Here is a 20,599-nt window from a genome sequence, read left to right on the forward strand (position 1 = left end):
CCCATGAACCCGATACCAATGGTTCGCGCCTCCACACGCTTCTATCAACCACACAAGCCACCTTAAGGCCTTGCCACAGTGGACACATATTGAGCGCCTAACCCCTCTCGTGTGGATCACCTTACCCCACTCATCAATCCCACACAGTTGAAAAACCCCTTTTGCAATAAATACCAACACCAAGTATTTTAATATCTTTCATGGCCCTGCTCCTTTTTTTAAAAATAGAAACTCTATGTTGGCGCATTATAACGCCCTCTTTAAGGAGGGGCACTTTTCATTAGGAGCGAAGCGAAATACGGGAAACGCTGACTCATGCCTGAAATACAGCCTTCAAGCCAATTTCATTAGCTTATTTTTTCAGAAAACCGTTTGAAACTTGAAGGCGTTTCTCAGAATCTCTTCAAGTTTTACTTTGTGGAAGTGGTACACCTATTAATTTTTGGAGCCATTGGGGTAGTTTAAATTTTTGTTGGAGCAAGGCATCAATGGAATATTTACCCCCGCCTAGAACGCAGAAACTCAATAATAGTACGGCCCACATAACACAGTATTCCCAACCGCCGCCTGGGTTTGCCCATATAAACCCTTTTTGAAAATGATTACCTAGTACCGTAGAGATTATTAAATAAAGTGTGATGCCCAATGATCCCAAACATGTTAAAAATCCAAGGCCGATGACTATCGCGCCCCCAATTCACAAAGACCTGCTAATCTCACCAAAAAATCGGGATTTGTTATTCCTAAGTCCAAAAAAGCTTTCATATCTCCTTGAAAAGAAAAAGGACCAGCAAATAATTTCTCGGCGAAGTGGGCAATCAAATCGTAGCCGATGTACTTTCGTATAAAAGTCAAATGCCATTCAAAAGCGCTAATACGATTTGGAATGCCATACGAAAATTGCTGACTGGTTTCAAAACAGTGGGCGTTTTGGTAAACAATATAGAAAAAAAGAATTATAAGAATTAAAAACGCAAGACAAACAGGGGAAACCATGATATCTAAACCATTCACACCCAAAATTCTAATCACGGTGAGGATACAAAAAACGGAAAGCAAAAAACCCACCTGCGGTGCTTTATAAGTCATAATCAAAAATAAAATTGCCGCTACAGTCCAAATAAGAGAAAAAATAAAAACAGAGGAAGTGATAGGGATATTAAAAAAATTAATAATAACGATGATTAAAGTAAGAAACGCTAACAGCAAACTAGCCGTAATCATTCTAAAGTAATAATTCTTCATAAACAAGGCTTCCTTTCTATGGCCTGTCATCAACTCTCTACTATCTGGCCATAACTCGTTGACTTTCTGTGGTCCACTCTCACATACTTCTATGTATGCTGGCGATCCTGGAAAATCAACGATTTCTGGCTCAAGCTAGCGAATTGATGACAGGCTCTAGTTTACAGAACTGTGCCAAAATTTTTAACCACTTATTAATAAAGACCCCAGTGTAAAAACGGGCAATGCGACAATCAAGCTGTCGACACGATCAAGTATACCACCATGTCCAGGTAACAATCGACCACTATCTTTAACCCCCGCCTGGCGTTTTAACATGCTTTCAAAAAGATCACCGATGATAGCAAAAAACACTGTAATCAACGCAAGCAAGATTACCAAAGATAATTGAGAGAAAGGTAAATGAAATAAAATCCCCCCGATAACCGCAATCAATAGTGATAAAATCATTCCCCCGCCCAATCCTTCCCAAGTCTTTTTAGGGCTGACACGAGCAATCAATGTATGTTTTCCCCAGAGTCGTCCTGCTGCATAAGCGCCTGTGTCCATCGCCCAAACTAACATCAACCCAAACAATAACCAACCCGGTCCGCCGATATCTTCTCGCAAGGCATTGATAGCTAACCAACAAGAAATTAAAGCAAAAAATCCGACAATTAATTTTACTGCCAGATATTGAAACCCCAACGGTGCTGTATTAAAGGCATAACAAAGAATGCCTACTGCCGCCCACAACCAAAGGATTACTGAGGCGATTAATACCAAAAAAATAGGTAAATAATAAACAGCAAATAACGTGATTCCGAATAATACCACGTAAAAGCCGCGCCAATATTTATTTTTAATGCCTGCCAAAGCAGACCATTCCCACGCAGCCCAAATCATAATCGCCCCAATTAAAATAGCGAACCAGGGCATAGGTAAAAACCAAATGGCTAATAATACAAAAAAAAATAAAACTAACGCCGTAAGGACGCGATATTTAAACATGTTGTTTTTCAACCTGTTCAGGCGTTAAGCCAAATCGGCGTTGACGAGTACGGTAAAACGCCAAAGCTTGATCAAAAGTTTCTTCATTAAAATCAGGCCATAGGGCAGGCGTGAAGTAAATTTCAGTATAGGCAAATTGCCATAACATAAAATTACTTAACCGTTGTTCCCCACTCGTGCGGATTAACAAATCCGGTTCTGGTAGATCACTTAAACATAAATAGTTTTGAAATAATTCCCCGCTCATTAATTCAGAAGTAAGCTCTTGATTTTTTATTTTCTCAGCCATTCGTTGAACGGCCTGCAGGATATCCCAGCGGCCGCTGTAATTCAGGGCAATAATTAATTTTAAACCAGTATTGTGCTTCATGAGATCTTGAGAGGTTTGAATTTGCGTAAGCATCTTTTTATCAAACTCTTGGTGATCGCCAATTACGCGAAGCTGCACATTGTTTTTATGCAATTCCTCAGTATTCCCTTTGAGAGAATCTAAAAATAATGATATCAAAAAATTGACTTCTGATGGCGGCCGCGCCCGATTCTCAATGCTAAAAGCAAAAAGCGTTAACACTTCGAGTGGCTTTTCAGCCGCATATTCAACTATTCGACGAACAACTTTAGCGCCCGCGCGATATCCCGACACACGCGGCAAACCACGACGGTTAGCCCACCGACCATTGCCGTCCATTATAATTGCAACATGTCTTGGCATCATAGAGCCATCAAATCCGCTTCTTTTTGGGCAGCCATTTTATCCACTTCAGCGATTTGTGCGTCCGTCAGTTTTTGAATAGCCGTTTGTGCACGACGCTCCTCATCTTCACTGATCTCCTTTCCCTTCATTAATTCCTTTAAATCGTTATTGGCTTCTCGACGAATATTCCGTATCGCGACTCGAGCGCGTTCTGATTCATCTCGCACCATCCGCGCTAACTCTTTTCTGCGCTCTTCGGTTAAAGGAGGTAAGGGAACGCGAATAACCATTCTTACTGTGGCAGGATTTAGGCCTAAATCAGCTTTTTGAATGGCTTTTTCGATGTGCCCCAGCATATTTTTTTCCCACGGGGTAATGGACAGCGTTCGTGGATTTTCAATGGCGATCGTTGCTACTTGACTCAGCGGGGTTGCAACATTGTAGTAATCCACTTTAATATGTTCGAGTAAACTCGGGTGCGCTCGACCCGTTCGTAATTTCGCTAATTCCGTTTTCAAAGAACCGAAACTTTTTTTCATTCGCGATTTTGAATCGTTAATAATGTCGTTAATCATCTTTTTCTCCTAAATAGTCGCTCCCCCAAAGAAAGAATGCCCTTCTTAGTTCCCGTATTACGCTTCGCTTCATACGGGCTACTAGCCTTGATCAACCAGCGTTCCTTCTTCTTGGTTCATAATAACGCTGAGCAGCGCGCCTGGCCTATTAATATTAAAAACTCGAAGGGGCATGTTATAGTCGCGGCATTGGCAAAACGCCGCCAAGTCCATGACCGCTAATTCTTTTTTCAGCGCTTCTTGATAAGATAAATGTTTATACAACTTGGCTTGTGGGTTTTTTGCTGGATCGTCGGAATAAACCCCATCCACATTGGTGGCTTTCAAAACGACATCTGCATTGATCTCAATACCTCGCAAGCTCGCCGCCGAATCTGTCGTCACCAAAGGATTCCCCGTACCAGCGGCAAATATAACGACTCGCCCTTGTTGTAAATGATGAATGGCTTTGCGTCGATGAAAGGCATCGGCAACGCCCGTCATCGGGATGGCTGACAAAATCCGTACGGGCAAATTGGAACGTTCAAAAGCATCGCGGAGCGCTAAAGCATTCATTAACGTCGCCAACATCCCCATATAGTCGCCGGTGATGCGGTTAATGCCAGCGGCTTGAAGCGCAGCGCCCCGAAAAAAATTACCTCCGCCGATAACAATGGCTATCTGTACGCCTAATTGGTAAACCTGGGTAACGTCTTTCGCCATTCGGTCCAAAACATTTGGGTCAATGGCATGAAGACCCTTGCCCATAAGCGCCTCACCACTCATTTTCAAGAGTACGCGGCGATAGAGTGGCTGGGGTCCATTCATCATTAACGATTTCCTTGTACTTGCGCCATTACCTCATCAGCAAAATTTTGTGATTCTTTTTCAACACCTTCACCCACCTCAAAGCGAAGGAATGCTAACACTTTTGCTTTTTCTGCTTTCAACAAATCACCGACCAACTTTTTAGGATCTTTCACGTAAGATTGGTCTTCCAAGCTGACCTCCTTTAAGAGTTTTTCCACCTGAGCTTTAAGCATTTTTTCGATAATGTTTGCCGGTTTCCCTGTTTCTTGGGCTCGCACTAAAAAGATTTCCTTTTCTTTTTCCACGAATTCGCTGGAAACCTGATTAGCACTCACCGCTTGCGGGTTAAAAGCCGCAACGTGCATGGCAAGTCCTTTCGCCAATTCAGGGTTAGGCACATCGAGTACGAGCAAAACACCGATACGGCCGCCGTGGCTATAATGACCCACAACGCCGTTCGAAGATAAACTTGCTACCCGGCGAATTTGAATATTTTCACCAACCCTATTAACCAACGCTTTTCTCTCGTCTTCAATGATTGAAGAAGAATTCGGTTCAATCGGAAGCGCTAACGTGGCAGCAACGTCGCTCGCCCCTTCTGCTAAACCCCGCTCGGCCACCTTGGAAGCAAAAGCCATAAAATTAGTGTCTCGAGCCACAAAATCGGTTTCGCTATTTACTTCGGCCATAAAGCCTTTCTTTTGATCTTTGCTGATAGCAATGGCAATCACTCCCTCAGCCGCCGTTTTTCCAGCGCGTTTTGCTACTTTTGCGTCTCCCGCTTTGCGCAAAAGATCGATGGCAGCCTCCATATCGCCGTTGGTTTCTTGGAGCGCCTTCTTACACACCATCACCGCAGCACCGGTACGTTCGCGCAGCTCTTTAACCATAATTGGTGTAATTGTTGTCATCGTTCTCTCCTATTTGCCTTCTTCCGCCTCAGCTTTACTGGCTTCTATGGGCTGCTCTTGGAGCACTTCTTTATTCTTAGGGTCTTCAAAAGTTTCTTTCGTTTCAGTAGCTTCTTTCGTTGCTCTTTTCTCAGCTATTGGTCTTTCAGATTTTTTCTCCGCTGCGGCTTGTGCCTTTTCAGCTACTTTTGCTTTCTTAGTGACGACTTTCTTGGCCGTGGTTTTTACCTTGGTTTTTTCTTCTTTAGCTTCTTCGTCCTTTTGCAAATCCAGCACACTGCGAGCGTCAATAATAGTATCCGCTATCGCTTTGCAATAAAGTCGAATGGCGCGAATGGCATCATCATTACCCGGAATAACGTGATCGATGTTATCGGGACTGGCATTGGTATCCGCGATTCCCAGAACCGTTATGCCCAAACGATTCGCCTCCTGAACGGCGTTTCTCTCGTGTTCCACGTCAATGACAAACAACACGTCTGGCAAGCTGCCCATATTTTTAATGCCCGCCAAATTAGCTGACAATTTTTCTTTTTTGCGCATCAAATTTAAGATTTCTTTTTTCGTCATGCCGACTAAGTTTTCTTCATTCTCTAGACCTTCTTCTAACTCCTTAAGTCGTTTGATTGACTGGCGAATGGTTTTGTAGTTAGTCAACATTCCGCCTAACCAGCGATAATCCACGTAGGGCATACCACAACGGGTGGCTTCCTCTTTTACACTTTCGCGTGCCGCAAATTTTGTCCCCACAAACAGCACTTTGCCACGTTTGGAAGCGACTTCCTTTACGAACTTCAAGGCATCTCGAAAGGCGAATAAGGTCTCTTCAAGGTTGATTATGTGGATCTTTTGTCGGGCTCCGTAAATATAGCGAGCCATTTTAGGGTTCCAATAGCGAGTCTGGTGCCCAAAATGAACACCAGCATCCAGCAGTTGACGCATAGTTATATCAGTCACTTTTTTCTCCGGATTAAACCTCCACTTACCCCATGACCCGACCCGTTGAAACAGGGCACTCGAGATCATGTACCGAGAAGTGTGTGTATTTTGCCGCGCTTTTATACCATAAAGAGGCCCGCGATGGAAGAAAAGCACCCTTCATATAAAACCTTTTCAGTGCAGGGAAACATGGCAGAAATAAGTCAATCCATGCGAAGATTGTGTCATATCCCCGTAAAAGAAGGTTATATTCAGGAGACCGAAGAGCAAAAAGTGGAGCAAACAGGCTCGGAAGTGATAGAAAGGGGGCTTTTTCAATACTGCATTAAAAGCCTAAGGAAGTTTGAGGGAGTCGCTTATACATCCACACATCCAACTTACTTAGTTTCCCACTCCACCCTTCAATATCGAAGAGTAATCTTCAGATGAAAAGCACTTTCTGAGGAGATTAATACCGAGTAGATTGACGTCCACAAGGTTGCCTCCAAAGATAAGTAAGCAGAGGAACTGACAGGCTCGATCCGTTACCAAAATTTTTAAGTTAGCTTGCCTGCTCATCTGCTAACTTTTATACTCCCTCCCATGCCAATATCGATTAAAACACCTGAAGAGCTGAAAAAAATGCGCGTTGCTGGCCAGCTGGCGGCGGAAGTGCTCGAGATGATTGACCCTTACGTGAAAGCGGGAATTACCACCAATGAACTCAACGCGATTTGTCACGATTACATCACGCAAACACAGAAGGCTATTCCAGCGCCGCTTAACTATCACGGCTTTCCCAAATCGATTTGCACTTCGGTTAATCACGTCGTTTGTCACGGCATTCCCAGCGACAAAAAATTAAAAGATGGCGACATCATCAATATTGACATTACCGTCATCAAAGACGGTTATCACGGAGATACCAGCAAAATGTTTGCTGTTGGCAAAATTCCTTCCCATGCGGAGCGTTTAGTTAGAATCACACAGGAATGTCTCTACATCGGCATCAGCATGATTAAGCCGGGCACACCGCTTGGTGAAATTGGCGCGGCCATTCAAGCGCATGCGGAGAAAAATCATTATTCTGTCGTTCGAGAATATTGCGGACATGGCATTGGAAGCGTTTTTCACGAACCTGAATTGCAAGTGCTTCACTATGGTCGTCCCAGCACCGGTGCTGTCTTACGGCCAGGGATGACTTTTACCATCGAACCTATGATCAACGCCGGAAAACGCTATGTGAAATTGCTTAATGATAATTGGACAGTAGTTACCAAAGATCGTCGCCTCTCTGCCCAATGGGAGCACACTCTCGCCGTAACAGAAACCGGTTGCGAAGTGTTTACTTTACGAAAGGGCGAAAAAATTAGCGCTTAATAGCGTCCTGTTATTTCTAATATATTTTTAATACATTGGCCAATGTCAGCTTCCGACAATTCGGGGCTAGTAATCGCTAAGCGAAAAATGACCTTAATTTTAAAACATCTGCTTGTTTTACACTGCTTGTTTTACACATTGCACCGACATCGCTCCCAAGTCGTGGCCTGCTTGCGGCTCATGAAAAAGATAATCGGTGGTGTTATTACTACATGCTTGAAATAAGCTTTCTTTTTCATTCCCTAGAAGAGCCGAACGAAATAAGGGAACACCTAATGATTTATACGGATCCCAACAGACCGATTGACTTTTTTCAATGCCGACAAACATCGAGCGATAACGTGAACTTAACAATTAAAGAACCACCAGAAGCAGCGTCTACATGAATCCAAAGCGCATTTTTATGAGCAATTTCAGAAATTTAGACCAAAGGATCGAATGCACTCATTAGCTATGTACCCGTCGTCCCTATAATTAAAAAAGACTGTTTTTTGTGCGCGTGCGATTAATTTGCGCTTCTAACGCATGAGGTAACATTTGGCCTGAGGCGTTTGTTGTGCTCTACACGCACCACGTTTTTCTCTCCAATTCTGATGGTATCGGCTGCATTAAAGACGGAATAATGGGCGTGATCGGAAACGAACATCACTAACGGTTTTGATTCATTCCAGCATCCCTCTACCTTTACAGCCGGAAATAACTGATTGCGTGCACAAAGCGCGGCAACCATATTAGCTTGACTACCGCCCGCTGGCACCGCTTCAGAAGTAGCGGTCGTGGTGTTAGTAATAGTTCGCCAGCATTTCGCCCATTTGAGCGGCCGTGGTTGCCGCAGAAAATAATTGATTAAAAAACTGTTTATGGTGAGTACGAACCGCGTAATTCAGATAAATCTTAACATCAGATAATAACTCATAAAGAAATTCCCTCCTCTAAGACTCGGACATGGAAATAAGCCTTAAACCTATCAAAAGACAGGTAATAAGGCTGAGGGCCGGCTGATGAGGTATCGTAGCGTAGTGACGCTCCAAAATATCAAACATTTACCTTAAAACATTAAATCCCATTGTTGCTATCCTCCTAATTATAACTTTGCCGACAAACGCTGAAAAATAGTAATATATTATTCTTTTCAATGGGTTATAGGAAAAAATTTCTGCTTTAACCTGCTATCTATATTTAAGGTAATGCTAACATTTTGAATTTTAAAAGTTAAGCTGGGGTCTAAAAAATGTCTGAAAAAACTTTCTTAACAAAAATCAAGCAAGCAAAAGCGCTTATTCGCGATACTTTAAACGAATTTGTGAATAAGCGAGTTGGACTCTTATACTCATTTCATTTGGTAAGAATTCTATGGTCTTACTTCACCTTTGCCGTAAAATCGATCCAAATAAAATATAAAAGTGTATTCTCTAGTTTCAGATACTGGATTCGATGAAACCTAAAAATACATCCGATTTATCGTTGAAACTTGGAATCTCAATTAGCATCAATAACGATTTTATGTAGAAGGATTTAAACGATTCTCCAGGTAACTGTTGTAATGGTCTAAAGTTTCTGCTATGCAGAGCGTTTTAGCCGAACTCGATTATTGGATTGCGGGGTTAGAGGCGACGAAGGCGCTGAACGAAAAAATTTTGCTCAGTGTGAACAAGTTTCTAATCTTTTAAAGATAAACCCTATTTTAGCTTTTTCAGAAACCGATATTTAGTGGTATCTTACGGATCAATAATATTCCGACTCATACCTTACATAGCAAAGGCTATCGTAGTTTGGGTTGCAGATTGTGCTCTACTCCTGAACCTAGTAATGATCAAAGCGAAGGTGATGGAGGTTGGCGCGGTACCTCACTCCAAGGTGGGGAATATGGGATTCATTTAATTAAAGCAGCCGTTTAAGGTAAAGAATTTGGTAGGAAAACCCTTATGTAGAAACGATTAGCTTTTGATTTTATCTCTTTGTCGCAACGGGCTCCTAAACCGCGACAAGAAGGGTTAACTTCTGTAATTGATAAAGGCTTGAGTCTGCAAAAAACAGAAGCGCTCTTGGATAGGGGAGCGGATTTTATCGATATCCTCAAACTAGGATTTGGCACGAGCCGGATTTATTCCAGGAAAAAATTATTGCAGAAATTAAGTTTACTTAAAAAAGCGGGAATAATTGTTTGTACGGGCGGGGCGCTTTTTGAAATAGCCTATTTTCAAAATAAAATAGCCGAATACTTCGAGGCATATCAGCAATTAGGTTTTAACGGAATTGAAATTTCTGATGGAGTCAATGCAATTGATATTGAAACCAAAGTTAATTTTGTTAAAAAAGCAAAACAATTGGAATTACCGTTTTTGCTGAGGTAGGGCGGAAAGATCCTGCGATAGATGCGGAATACAACATCACGCAACACATCCTTGAAGCTTCACGTCAACTGGCTGCGGGTGCCTGGAAAATTATTTTAGAAGCGCGCGAATCGGGGACGTTGGGGATTTACGATAATAAAAAGTCGATTAAAGAGACTACCGTTGGCACTTGGTTGAAAGAGCTTGGTGTTGGTTCGTTTTTTCCATCGCTAAAATCGGTTTAACCTTTTCAAAGCCATTTTTCAACGCGGTTAAAATGGTATTACTGGTTCTCAAAATATCCGCGATGATACAAATGCTATCTTGCATTTTCTTATCAGATTAAAAGTATCGCTGCGCGAGCCTAATCATAAACATTCCAAACCGACAATATCTTTCGCTTGGATGTTCGCTAACTGGCTTTTATCATGCCTGTTCGGAATAAAAAACGTTGAATTAAAAAAATCATATAAAATAAAACGATATCGACGAGGATTTTAGCTTCAATAACGTGAAAATGAAAATCAACCGTTAATGCTGATATAGAATAATAGGAAACGAAGAAGATACCGATGGCTAGAATTGCATAACGGAAAGCTTCTCGCTTAAATAAAACTTTATCCAGCGAACAGTAAACTAAATATTTATTAAAATAAAAATTAAAAGCACCAGAAACCAAGCGGCCAATTAATAAAGAAGTAGATTTTTCTTTACTTAACCAATAAATTAACACAAAAACACCGACGTCAATTACAAATGAGGACAAACTCGCGGGCGGTGTATCGAAGGAAATGAAGTAAACTTTCAGCGACTCTACATAGGGGCTCAACACTCGCGGTCTTAGTTTAGACCCCAATGAGTTAACCAGCCTGTTGCCTCAGCAACGCCTTTGCCGATTTCAGCCGGTGATTTTACGACAAACACACCAGCCGCTTCTAAAGCAGCATATTTATCAACGGCGGTGCCTTTTCCGCCAGCAATAATAGCGCCTGCGTGCCCCATTCGTTTACCCAGTGGCGCCGTAACACCCGCAATATAAGAAATGACCGGTTTTTTTACATTTGAGCGAATAAATTCAGCCGCTTCTTCTTCTGCCGTGCCCCCAATTTCCCCAACCATAATGATAGCTTGTGTTTGAGAATCTTTTTCAAACATTTCCAAGACGTCGATAAAACTAGCGCCTGGAATAGGATCTCCACCAATCCCGACACAGGTGCTTTGGCCAAAACCCATCTGAGTAGTTTGGTTAACCGCTTCGTAGGTCAATGTGCCCGAACGCGAAACAATACCCACTTTACCACGTTGGTGAATGTGTCCCGGCATGATGCCGATTTTACATTCACCCGGTGTGATAACCCCAGGGCAATTGGGACCAACCACACGGACATCTGGGCGTTGTCTCAAATAAGCTTTCACTTCTAGCATATCCAAAACTGGAATACCTTCGGTGATGCACACGACTAATCGAACACCGGCGTCAACGGCTTCAATGATGGAATCTTTGCAAAAAGGGGCTGGAACAAAAATCATTGTCGCATCAGCACTCGTCTCTTCTACCGCCTCATGAACCCTATTAAAGATGGGCAGCCCTAAGTGCGATTGACCGCCTTTGCCCGGCGTGACGCCGCCTACCATTTGAGTTCCATACTCTATCGCTTGTTCTGAATGAAATGTTCCTTGCTTGCCGGTAAACCCTTGGCATAGAACTCTTGTTTCTTTATCAATTAAGATACTCATTATGCGATCGCCCCTACTTGTTTGACAATTTGTTCCGCTGCATCGGCAAACCCCTTGGCGGCGATAATATTCATGCCACTAGCTGCCAATTTTTTTGCACCCAACTGAGCATTATTTCCTTCGAGCCGAACAACCACTGGCACATCAATACCAACTTTTTTTACTGCACTGATAATTCCGTCAGCAATGAGATCGCAACGAACAATACCACCGAAAATATTAACCAAAATGCCTTTAACATTTTTATCGGATACAATAATCTTAAACGCTTCTGTCACACGTTCTTTAGTAGCACTGCCGCCAACGTCAAGGAAATTGGCAGGATCACCACCGGACAGTTTGATTAAATCCATGGTTGCCATTGCAAGTCCAGCCCCATTTACCATACAACCGATATTGCCATCCAGTTTGATGTAATTTAATTCCCATTGTTGGGCCATCGTTTCATGCTCATCTTCTTGAGACGTGTCTCGCATTTCCCGCAATTCAAATTGACGATAAAGCGCGCTGTCATCGATATTTATTTTGGCATCCAAACAAATGAGTTCGCCCGAGCCAGTGATGACCAATGGATTAATTTCTAATAAACTTAAATCGCGCTCAGTAAATAATCGGTATAAGCCAATCACAATATCGGTGAATGAGCGCATTTGTTTTAAGTCTTGGAGCCCTAAACCAAAAAATAATTGGCGGCATTGAAAGGGTTGTAAACCAATGGTCGGGTCAACAGTGATTTTTAGTATTTTTTCAGGCAATTTTTGAGCGACTTTTTCAATTTCCACACCGCCTTCGGTCGACGCCATGAAAACGATACGTTGAGAAGCACGATCAATCACCGCACCTAGATACAATTCCCGTACTATATCATCAGAAGCTTGTTCAACGAGAATCTGATTCACCAGCTGACCACGTTCATCGGTTTGATAAGTCACTAACCGCGTACCTAATAATGACTTGACCACAGATTTTAATTCTTCTTTATTTTTTACCAAACGCACACCACCTGCTTTACCGCGTCCTCCAGCGTGCACTTGGGCTTTAGCAACCCAACGATCACCACCGATTTTAGCGGTCGCATCGACAGCGGCGTTGGGATTGAATACCACTGCGCCGGCCGGAACGGGGATTTTGTATTCTTTTAATAAATGTTTTGATTGGTATTCATGTAGGTTCATGGTTTTCTCTTTTTAATAATGAAACTTTAACACTCCAAAATTATTCGAGCTGGATCTTCCAAAAGCTCTTTAATAGTCACTAAAAATAACACGGCTTCTCGACCGTCAATCACTCGATGGTCGTAAGATAATGCCACTTGCATGATCGGGCGAACCACGATTTCTCCGTTTTCAACGGTTGGACGGTCCATTATTTTATGCATCCCCAAAATAGCGGTTTGGGGCGGATTAATTATAGGCGTTGAGAGAAGCGAGCCGTAAGTTCCGCCATTCGTAATTGTAAAAGTGCCTCCCGTTAGCTCTTCAATATTCAAATGGCCTTCTTGAGCTCGAGAAGCGTATTCACGAATTTGTTTTTCAATATCGGCCATATTCATTTTTTCGGCGTTTCTAAGAATAGGGACAATTAATCCGCGTTCAGTGCCAATAGCAATACCGATGTCGTAATAATTGTGATAAATAATATTACTGCCATCGATGGAAGCGTTTACCATGGGAAAACGCTTTAACACTTCAACGACGGCCTTGGTAAAAAAGGACATAAAACCCAATCGAACTTTGAATTTCTTTTCGAACTCTTCGCGGTATTTTTTTCGCAACTCCATTACCGATTGCATGTTAATTTCATTAAACGTCGTTAATAACGCCGCTTCTTGTTGGACTTGAACTAACCGCTCCGCAATACGTTGTCGGATGCGGGATAAAGGCACGCGTTTTTCCATGCGTTCGTCGGGAAGCCCTTCTTTTCCTTCGGAAGACTTCTCTTTTTGTTTTTCTAAATAATATTCCACGTCCTTTTTCGTAATCCGCCTTCCTTTTCCAGTTCCTTCAATTTCCTTAACATCAACGTCTTTTTCCGAAACCATACGTCGCACGGCGGGACTGAGGTCAGATTCTTTTTCTTCAGTTTTTTCCTTATCTTTCTTTTCTTCTTTTTTCTCTTTTTCTTTTCTCGTTTCTTTTTCGTCTTTCTTTTCTTTTTCTTTGACAACAGCACTGTCTTCTTTTAAAAGGGCAAGGATTTGATCGGCTTTAACAACCTCACCTTCTTTCACGACGATTTTTTCAACCACACCGTCTTTCGGGGCGGGAACCTCCAACATGACTTTATCTGTTTCCAAATCGACTAGATTTTCATCCCGTGAAATGGAATCGCCTTCTTTTTTATACCACTTTGCAACCGTGGCATCGCTAACCGATTCAGGCAACGTAGGTACTTTAATTTCTATAGCCATTTTCTTTCCTCAAATTTCTAACGCTTGGTTAACTAATTGTTCTTGTAACTTTACATAAAGTGCCGAATAGCCAGCCGCGGGGGCAGCGAAGGCCGAGCGCCCAACATATTCTAACGTTTGATCGTCCCACATGCACTTTATTAATCGATGGCGCGTACAAAACCACGCACCTTGATTTTTAGGCTCTTCTTGACACCAGATAACTTGCTTGGCGTTGGGGTATTTTTCCAATTCCGCTTTTAATTCATCATAAGGAAATGGATATAACTGTTCAATGCGAATCATCGCAATATGATTCAATTTGCCTTTGTGTTCACGGCGTTTTGCTAATAAATCGTAATACACTTTTCCACTGCACAAAATTACGCGGGTAATTTTTTTCGGATCGTGTTTCTCAATTTCCGGAATCAATAATTTTAATTGACTACGAGCTAAATCTTCCAACGATGAAACCGCTAATTCATTACGCAACACACTTTTGGGTGTCAGAACGATCAAGGGTTTCCGATAAGGTCGTAGGACTTGACGGCGCAATAAATGGAAAATTTGCGAGGGAGTCGTCGGAGCGAAAACTTGCATATTATTTTGAGCACACAATTGCAAATATCTTTCTAAACGCGCTGAAGAGTGTTCCGGACCTTTACCTTCGTAACCGTGCGGTAAAAATAAAACAATTCCTGAGGAACGATTCCATTTCTGCCAGCCTGAGCTGATAAATTGATCTACAATGACTTGGGCGACATTTGCAAAATCACCAAACTGAGCCTCCCAAATAACTAAGGAATTGGGATCTGCGGTGGAGTAACCATATTCAAATCCTAGCGCACCTGCCTCACACAACAATGAATCGTAAATATGGGGAGTCGCTTGCTTGTCGCTTAAATGTTTTAACGGCTCGTACTCTTTTCCTGTTTCTTGATCAAACACAACGGTATGGCGATGAAAGAAAGCGCCTCGTCGGGAATCTTGACCGACAAGTCGAACAGAAAACCCTTCCTCCAACAACGACGCGTAAGCCAATATCTCAGCAAACCCCCAATCCATCGGCGTTTTTCCTTCTGTCATTTCCAGGCGCGCTTTATAGATGGCTTCGACTTTACGATGCAAATGAAGGGTGTTGGGTAAAATTGAGAATTTTTTCCCTAACGCTTTTAATTTTTTTAAAGGAAGCGTAGTGTCTACGAGCGTAGTCCAATCCTGTCCCAAATAAGGCGTCCAATTGGCGGCATAATGAGCCGATAATCCTTCGGGTAAGATTTCAACCAATTGCCGACCCTGATCCAGGCGGTCACGATAATCGTCAATCCATCGATCGACCTCTTCTGCGGTACATAATTCTTTTTCTATCAGGTTTTTTGCGTAAAGCGTTCGGGTTGTGGGATGTTTTTGAATGATTTTATACATGGCAGGCTGTGTCGGCATCGGATCATCAACCTCTTGATGGCCGTGACGGCGGTAGCAAACAAGATCGATGAAGACATCTTTATGAAAAGCCATGCGATAATCAAGGGCGAATTGCGTCACTGCCACAACCGCTTCAGGGTCGTCCCCATTAACATGAAATACCGGCGCATCTAACATTTTTGCGATATCCGAACAATACATCGAGGAGCGAGCATCATGGGGATCGCTCGTTGTGAAACCCACTTGATTATTTAAAATAATATGAATGGAGCCACCCACGTGATGCGCACGTGTTTGTGACATGCTGAGCGATTCCATCACAATACCTTCACCCGAAAAAGAAGCGTCGCCGTGAATCATCACGGCCATCGCATAATCGCGTTTGTGTCCATTTTTTCGCTCTTGGCGCGCCCGCACCGAACCCATGGCTACCGGGCAAATGAATTCTAGATGGGATGGATTAAATGCTAATGATAAATGGATCGGCCCTGCGTCAGTTTCTACATCGCGTGAATAACCACGGTGATATTTCACATCACCCGACACCAAACCGTAATCTTTTTTGCCTTCAAATTCTTTAAACAATTCGGCAGCGGATTGCCCCATTATATTTAACAACACATTCACGCGTCCGCGATGCGCCATACAAATAACAATTTCTTCAATTTTTTGATACCGCGCGCGTTTGGTTAATTCGTCTAAAAGGGGAATTAAACTATCGCCGCCCTCTAATGAGTAGCGAACTTGGCCGACATATTTGGTATTTAAATATTTTTCTAAAGATTCGCCAGCCAGCAGTTGTTGTAGGATATTACGTTTCGTTTCTTTATCAAAGTCAATCGACGGTAGACGCTGTTCCACATAGTCCCGCAACCAATTTTGCTCGCGTTCATCGGAAATAGTGCTGTATTGTACGCCAATTGAGCCGCAATAAATTTTTCGCAATTGCGTGTAAATTTCTTTTAAAGTGGCTTTTGGTTTATTCAAAAGGCCATAAGTGGCAAATGTTTTATTAAAATCAGATTCTGTTAAGTTATAATGGCCCAATTCCAATCGGCTATCAACCAGACGGTTATCGCCCAACGGATTAATTTTAGCGTTGAGATGACCAAAACGACGATAACCCTCAATTAATAAGTCCACTGCCGCTTGCTCAGCAGCTGGCGTAATGGTGGTTGCGGAAATAGAACGCGGTTTACACGCTAATTCGCGAAATTCTTCGCGAATGGTCGCATGCGAAATATCGGGCGTTGAAGCACCATTTGTCAATGTTTCAAAATAACTGCGCCACTCCTCATTAACACTGTGAGGATCTTTTAAGAAGTTTTCGTAAAGGGTTTCGATATAGCCGGCGTTGTTATCCGCTAAATAAGAAATTTTTTGAAACTGTTGCATTGTGATTTTTGACATGTTTTTTATCTTCTAGTTTTCCGATTATTCCCCGCTTTCTGTTTCCTGAAGCATTTCGGTGCGGATTTTCCGGATCGCTTTAGCAGGGTTAAGATTTTTAGGGCATACCGTCGCGCAATCCATAATTGTACGACAACGAAAAACACTGTACGGGTCTTTCATTGCATCGAGGCGTTCTTTTTCCTTGGAGTCACGACTATCCGCAATAAATCGATACGACCATAACAAACCCGCCGGTCCAATAAATTTGTCTGGATTCCACCAATAGGAAGGACAAGAAGAAGAACAACAAGCGCATAAAATGCATTCATACAATCCATCCAATTTAACCCGTTCTTCTGGGTTTTGCAGCCGTTCTTTTTGAGGAGCTTCCCGATCATTTAAAAGATAAGGTTTTACTTTTTTATATTGAGCATAAAACTGCTCCATATCCACAATTAAATCGCGAATAATAGGAAAGCCCGGCAACGGTCGAATAACGACACGATCGGGTAAATCTTTTAATTGGGTCACGCAGGCTAAGGCATTTTTGCCATTGATATTCATTCCATCCGAGCCACAAACGCCTTCCGCACACGAACGTCGCAAACCGATATCGGGGTGTTTTTCTCGAAGGGCTTCCAAGGCATTAAGTAACATTTTTCCCTGAATGACAGAAACATCCAATTCAAAATCTTGCATGTAAGGTTTTTTATCCGTTTCTGGATTAAAGCGCATAATTGAGAAAGTCATGATTCGTGATTTTTTAGAATTCATTTTTTATCAATCTCTCGATTTAGGGGGAAACGGGTCCATCCCTTTGGGTTTCATATTAACAAGACGGTAAGCGATGCGCCCGTCGCGAAAATAAACAGTGTGTTTTAGCCAATTTGCATCGTCGCGTTCTTTATAATCATAACGAGAATGAGCGCCCCGGCTTTCCGTACGTTGCCGTGCTGAAACGGCGGTGGCGTAAGAAACCTCCATTAAATTATCGAGTTCTAACGCTTCAATTCGGGCATTATTGAAAGTGCGACTGGTATCGGTTAATTTCGCGCGCTGTAACCGTTCATTCAATTTTTGTAGGCGTTTCAATCCTTGCTCCATTTTCTGCTCTTCGCGGAACACGCCGAAGTCTTCCGACATAGCTTTTCGCATTTCCTGTCGAAGTAATGCAGGATTTTCAACATTATCGGGTTTTTCCCAGTGCTCTAACCGAGCAATAGCAGCATCAATATCATCGGGATTTTCAGAACGATGCTTCAATTCCGTTTTTAAGGCCTCTTCCAAATGCAATCCAATGGCACGGCCAAAGACGACTAAGTCTAATAATGAATTAGTTCCTAACCGATTTGCCCCATGGACAGAGACACACGCGCATTCTCCCGCGGCAAACATACCTTCGATAATATGGTCCCTACCGTTTTCATCCACGGTGAGTGCTTGACCATGAATATTGGTGGGAATGCCGCCCATCATGTAATGGCATGTCGGTAAAATAGGGATGGGTTCTTTTGTGATATCGACGTTTGCAAATTTTTCGGATAATTCGATAATACCAGGGAGTCGCTCTCGTAATACTTTTTCTCCCAAATGATCCAATTTAAGTAGGACGTGATCCTTTTTCGGGCCCACACCACCGCCGGCCATAACTTCTTGTAAGATAGAACGGGCAACGACGTCGCGGCAATCGAGGTCTTTTAAATGAGGAGAATAACGTTCCATAAAAGGTTCGCCGTCTTTATTAATAAGGTAACCGCCCTCGCCACGTGCGCCTTCTGTAATCAAACAACCCACACCGTAAATACCCGTCGGATGGAATTGCCAAAACTCCATGTCTTGCACGGGCAACCCAGCCCGCAACACCATACCAATCCCATCACCCGTGTTGGTATAAGCGTTACTGGTTGTTTCATAAATACGGCCCGCCCCACCGGTGGCGAAAATCGTCGCTCGTGATCTAAAAAAAACCAACTCACTAGTTCCCATATTCATTGCGACCATGCCGGCAATCCCGCCTTGTGCACCGCGGACTAAATCAATCCCATACCATTCATAATAAAAATGGGTGCCTGCTTCTACATTTTTTTGGTACAACGTATGGAGCATGGCATGGCCGGTTCGGTCCGCACAGGCGCATGTACGCCGGGCCATTTCTTTACCGAAATCGCACGTGTGCCCGCCAAAAGCGCGTTGATAGATGCGACCGTCATCCAATCGAGAAAAGGGAAGTCCGTAATGTTCCAATTCGTACACAGAAGGTGGGGCCTGTTCACACATGTATTGAATGGCATCTTGATCGCCTAAATAGTCCGATCCTTTAACCGTATCGAACATATGCCAAATCGGTTTATCCGGCACCACATTGCCCAAAGCGGCCGCTATGCCACCTTGCGCAGAAACGGTGTGCGATCGAGTGGGGAAAACTTTTGATACAACGGCTACTTTATACTGACGAGATTGCGCCATTTCCAATGCGGCGCGTAAGCCCGCCCCACCCGCTCCTACGATGACAGCATCGTATTGCTTGACTCTAATAGAGCTCATTCTTTACCTCGTTCAACGCGCTATCCACAAAAATTCGATGGCCCATACGAAATAGCCCACTAACAATAAACAAACCAGAGTCTCTAAAGCGAGCCGTATGGGCTTATTTTTTACATAATCGGTAAAGATTGTCCACATGCCAACCCAAGCGTGCCATAAAATGCTGAAAATAACGATGAGGGTAAATATTTTCATTATTAAATGACTAAATAATGCGTGCCATTGAGGGTAAGAAATGGGATGGTAGACGAGCAAAAAAACGATGACAAAAACCGCATAAATACCGCTTAATAAGGCGGTAATCCGCTGAACGAACCAGTCACGATAGCCACGACGGCTGGTCCTATCTACCATATACCCACACTCCTGCTAAAACAATGGTAATAAACGAAACCACAAAAACGATATAGGCACTAATTCGGCCTTCAGGAACGGATTCCCAAAAACCCAGATCCATAGCTAAATGGCGTATGCCGGCGAATAAATGAAATAAAGTGGCTGATAGCATGATCCACACGGCCAGTTTTATCCAGCCGTTATGCAGCAACAATTGGTGCAGATGATAAAAGCTCTCCGCCGAAGCCGTCGCCCGATGCAATAAATAAAACATTAAGGGCATACATAAAAAGAGTACAAACCCAGAAATACGATGCCCAATCGATAAGATGGCCATTGGCGGAAAATGAAATTTCGTCAAATCAAGGTTGACAGGGCGCATGGTGTTCATACCCTTCCTTTTTTTTCAATAAAAACATGAAGATAGTGAAAATACTTGCGTTGCAAACGTGTGGCGATTATAACGGCATTGCATTTGGTAATGCAACTCTGCTTTAGCTTCTTGCTGAGTTTTGGTAGCCAAGATAAGGGGCTTGCTCAAAAATGTCCCTGGGAGCAGGATGGTTAAGGTTAGCCTAAGCTTGGGTTGTTTGAATTTCCATCAACAAACTCATAAACAAATAAAGGTAACTCCCATGTCTCGAACTCATAATCACAATAATATCAGGCGCCCCACCGATAATCTCGATGATGATTTTTCTAATAACTTTAAGTTGTCTTCTTCACCCTCCCGAATTCAGAATTCAGAAATCGTATCCAATTCACATGGATTTTACAATAATCCTTCGAGTTTCTTCCCTCTTGTCGAAGAAAAGAACCTGCGCTTAGTGAGCTCTTCCCCCGCAAGAGTTATGCCTACCCTGCGGCAAGTCAAAGCGCCTCGTCGAAAAAAGAAAAAGAACCGACGCTACGAAGAGCCCATTTGATAGTTTTATTTCTGA

General features: G+C 42.8%; 19 protein-coding genes and 3 pseudogenes. 2 read left to right on the plus strand and 20 right to left on the minus strand.

What is annotated here, in order from left to right:
• The 8 genes and pseudogenes from OWO34_RS06185 to rpsB form a co-directional block, all read right to left on the minus strand.
• Positions 1-202: pseudogene (locus OWO34_RS06185) on the minus strand (IS110 family transposase); the annotation flags it as partial.
• Positions 203-403: 201 nt separating this feature from the next.
• Positions 404-1,245: pseudogene (locus OWO34_RS06190) on the minus strand (DoxX family protein).
• Between the two features lie 183 nt (positions 1,246-1,428).
• A complete protein-coding gene (locus OWO34_RS06195) occupies positions 1,429-2,247 on the minus strand; it encodes a phosphatidate cytidylyltransferase (RefSeq protein ID WP_267256911.1) in 819 nt (272 codons plus the stop codon).
• Positions 2,228-2,950, minus strand: coding sequence for a polyprenyl diphosphate synthase (uppS, locus tag OWO34_RS06200; protein ID WP_267256912.1), 723 nt, complete (start codon positions 2,948-2,950; stop codon positions 2,228-2,230). Before uppS ends, OWO34_RS06195 begins: the two co-directional genes overlap by 20 nt.
• Positions 2,947-3,504, minus strand: coding sequence for a ribosome recycling factor (gene frr / locus OWO34_RS06205; RefSeq protein ID WP_267256913.1), 558 nt, complete (start codon positions 3,502-3,504; stop codon positions 2,947-2,949). Before frr ends, uppS begins: the two co-directional genes overlap by 4 nt.
• Before the next feature lie 81 nt (positions 3,505-3,585).
• Positions 3,586-4,314, minus strand: a complete 729-nt coding sequence (pyrH, locus tag OWO34_RS06210) for a UMP kinase (RefSeq protein ID WP_267256914.1) — start codon at positions 4,312-4,314, stop codon at positions 3,586-3,588.
• On the minus strand, positions 4,314-5,204 hold the full coding sequence (tsf, locus tag OWO34_RS06215; protein ID WP_267256915.1) for a translation elongation factor Ts: 891 nt from the start codon (positions 5,202-5,204) through the stop codon (positions 4,314-4,316). Before tsf ends, pyrH begins: the two co-directional genes overlap by 1 nt.
• 9 nt (positions 5,205-5,213) lie before the next feature.
• A complete protein-coding gene (rpsB, locus tag OWO34_RS06220) occupies positions 5,214-6,161 on the minus strand; it encodes a 30S ribosomal protein S2 (protein ID WP_267256916.1) in 948 nt (315 codons plus the stop codon).
• Positions 6,162-6,725: 564 nt separating this feature from the next.
• Here rpsB and map point away from each other — a divergent pair.
• Positions 6,726-7,502, plus strand: a complete 777-nt coding sequence (gene map, locus OWO34_RS06230; protein WP_267256917.1) for a type I methionyl aminopeptidase — start codon at positions 6,726-6,728, stop codon at positions 7,500-7,502.
• 117 nt (positions 7,503-7,619) lie between these two features.
• Here the strand turns inward: map and OWO34_RS06235 are convergent, their stop codons facing one another.
• Together OWO34_RS06235 and OWO34_RS06245 are read right to left on the minus strand one after the other, a co-directional pair.
• The gene (locus OWO34_RS06235; RefSeq protein WP_267256918.1) at positions 7,620-7,832 is read right to left on the minus strand and encodes a pyridoxal-dependent decarboxylase; all 213 of its coding nucleotides are present in this window, start codon (positions 7,830-7,832) and stop codon (positions 7,620-7,622) included.
• 175 nt (positions 7,833-8,007) lie between these two features.
• Entirely contained in the window at positions 8,008-8,232 is a 225-nt protein-coding gene (locus tag OWO34_RS06245) for a hypothetical protein (protein WP_267256940.1), read from the minus strand.
• A gap of 1,288 nt (positions 8,233-9,520) precedes the next feature.
• On the opposite strand from OWO34_RS06245, the pseudogene OWO34_RS06250 reads away from it, so the two are divergent.
• A pseudogene (locus tag OWO34_RS06250) lies at positions 9,521-10,080 on the plus strand (phosphosulfolactate synthase).
• On the opposite strand, the gene OWO34_RS06255 reads toward OWO34_RS06250, so the two are convergent.
• The 10 genes from OWO34_RS06255 to sdhC form a co-directional block, all read right to left on the minus strand.
• Complete coding sequence (locus OWO34_RS06255) at positions 10,013-10,165, minus strand: 2-phosphosulfolactate phosphatase (protein ID WP_267256919.1); 153 nt, start codon at positions 10,163-10,165, stop codon at positions 10,013-10,015. The pseudogene OWO34_RS06250 and the gene OWO34_RS06255 overlap by 68 nt on opposite strands.
• A gap of 82 nt (positions 10,166-10,247) precedes the next feature.
• Positions 10,248-10,691 carry a GtrA family protein gene (locus OWO34_RS06260; RefSeq protein WP_267256920.1) on the minus strand — a complete coding sequence of 148 codons (444 nt, stop codon included), beginning with the start codon at positions 10,689-10,691 and terminating at the stop codon, positions 10,248-10,250.
• A complete protein-coding gene (gene sucD, locus OWO34_RS06265) occupies positions 10,676-11,572 on the minus strand; it encodes a succinate--CoA ligase subunit alpha (RefSeq protein ID WP_267256921.1) in 897 nt (298 codons plus the stop codon). Before sucD ends, OWO34_RS06260 begins: the two co-directional genes overlap by 16 nt.
• On the minus strand, positions 11,572-12,747 hold the full coding sequence (gene sucC, locus OWO34_RS06270; protein ID WP_267256922.1) for an ADP-forming succinate--CoA ligase subunit beta: 1,176 nt from the start codon (positions 12,745-12,747) through the stop codon (positions 11,572-11,574). Before sucC ends, sucD begins: the two co-directional genes overlap by 1 nt.
• Positions 12,748-12,773: 26 nt before the next feature.
• Positions 12,774-13,982, minus strand: a complete 1,209-nt coding sequence (odhB, locus tag OWO34_RS06275; protein ID WP_267256923.1) for a 2-oxoglutarate dehydrogenase complex dihydrolipoyllysine-residue succinyltransferase — start codon at positions 13,980-13,982, stop codon at positions 12,774-12,776.
• A gap of 9 nt (positions 13,983-13,991) precedes the next feature.
• Positions 13,992-16,796 carry a 2-oxoglutarate dehydrogenase E1 component gene (locus tag OWO34_RS06280; protein WP_267256924.1) on the minus strand — a complete coding sequence of 935 codons (2,805 nt, stop codon included), beginning with the start codon at positions 16,794-16,796 and terminating at the stop codon, positions 13,992-13,994.
• A 24-nt stretch (positions 16,797-16,820) separates the two neighbouring features.
• The gene (locus OWO34_RS06285; protein ID WP_267256925.1) at positions 16,821-17,552 is read right to left on the minus strand and encodes a succinate dehydrogenase iron-sulfur subunit; all 732 of its coding nucleotides are present in this window, start codon (positions 17,550-17,552) and stop codon (positions 16,821-16,823) included.
• Positions 17,553-17,558: 6 nt separating this feature from the next.
• Positions 17,559-19,322, minus strand: a complete 1,764-nt coding sequence (sdhA, locus tag OWO34_RS06290; protein ID WP_267256926.1) for a succinate dehydrogenase flavoprotein subunit — start codon at positions 19,320-19,322, stop codon at positions 17,559-17,561.
• 12 nt (positions 19,323-19,334) lie between these two features.
• Complete coding sequence (gene sdhD, locus OWO34_RS06295) at positions 19,335-19,676, minus strand: succinate dehydrogenase, hydrophobic membrane anchor protein (protein WP_267256927.1); 342 nt, start codon at positions 19,674-19,676, stop codon at positions 19,335-19,337.
• Positions 19,666-20,049, minus strand: coding sequence for a succinate dehydrogenase, cytochrome b556 subunit (gene sdhC, locus OWO34_RS06300; protein ID WP_267256928.1), 384 nt, complete (start codon positions 20,047-20,049; stop codon positions 19,666-19,668). Before sdhC ends, sdhD begins: the two co-directional genes overlap by 11 nt.
• Positions 20,050-20,599: the final 550 nt, after the last annotated feature.

It is taken from the genome of Coxiella endosymbiont of Ornithodoros maritimus (assembly GCF_907164965.1).
Lineage (GTDB): Bacteria > Pseudomonadota > Gammaproteobacteria > Coxiellales > Coxiellaceae > Coxiella.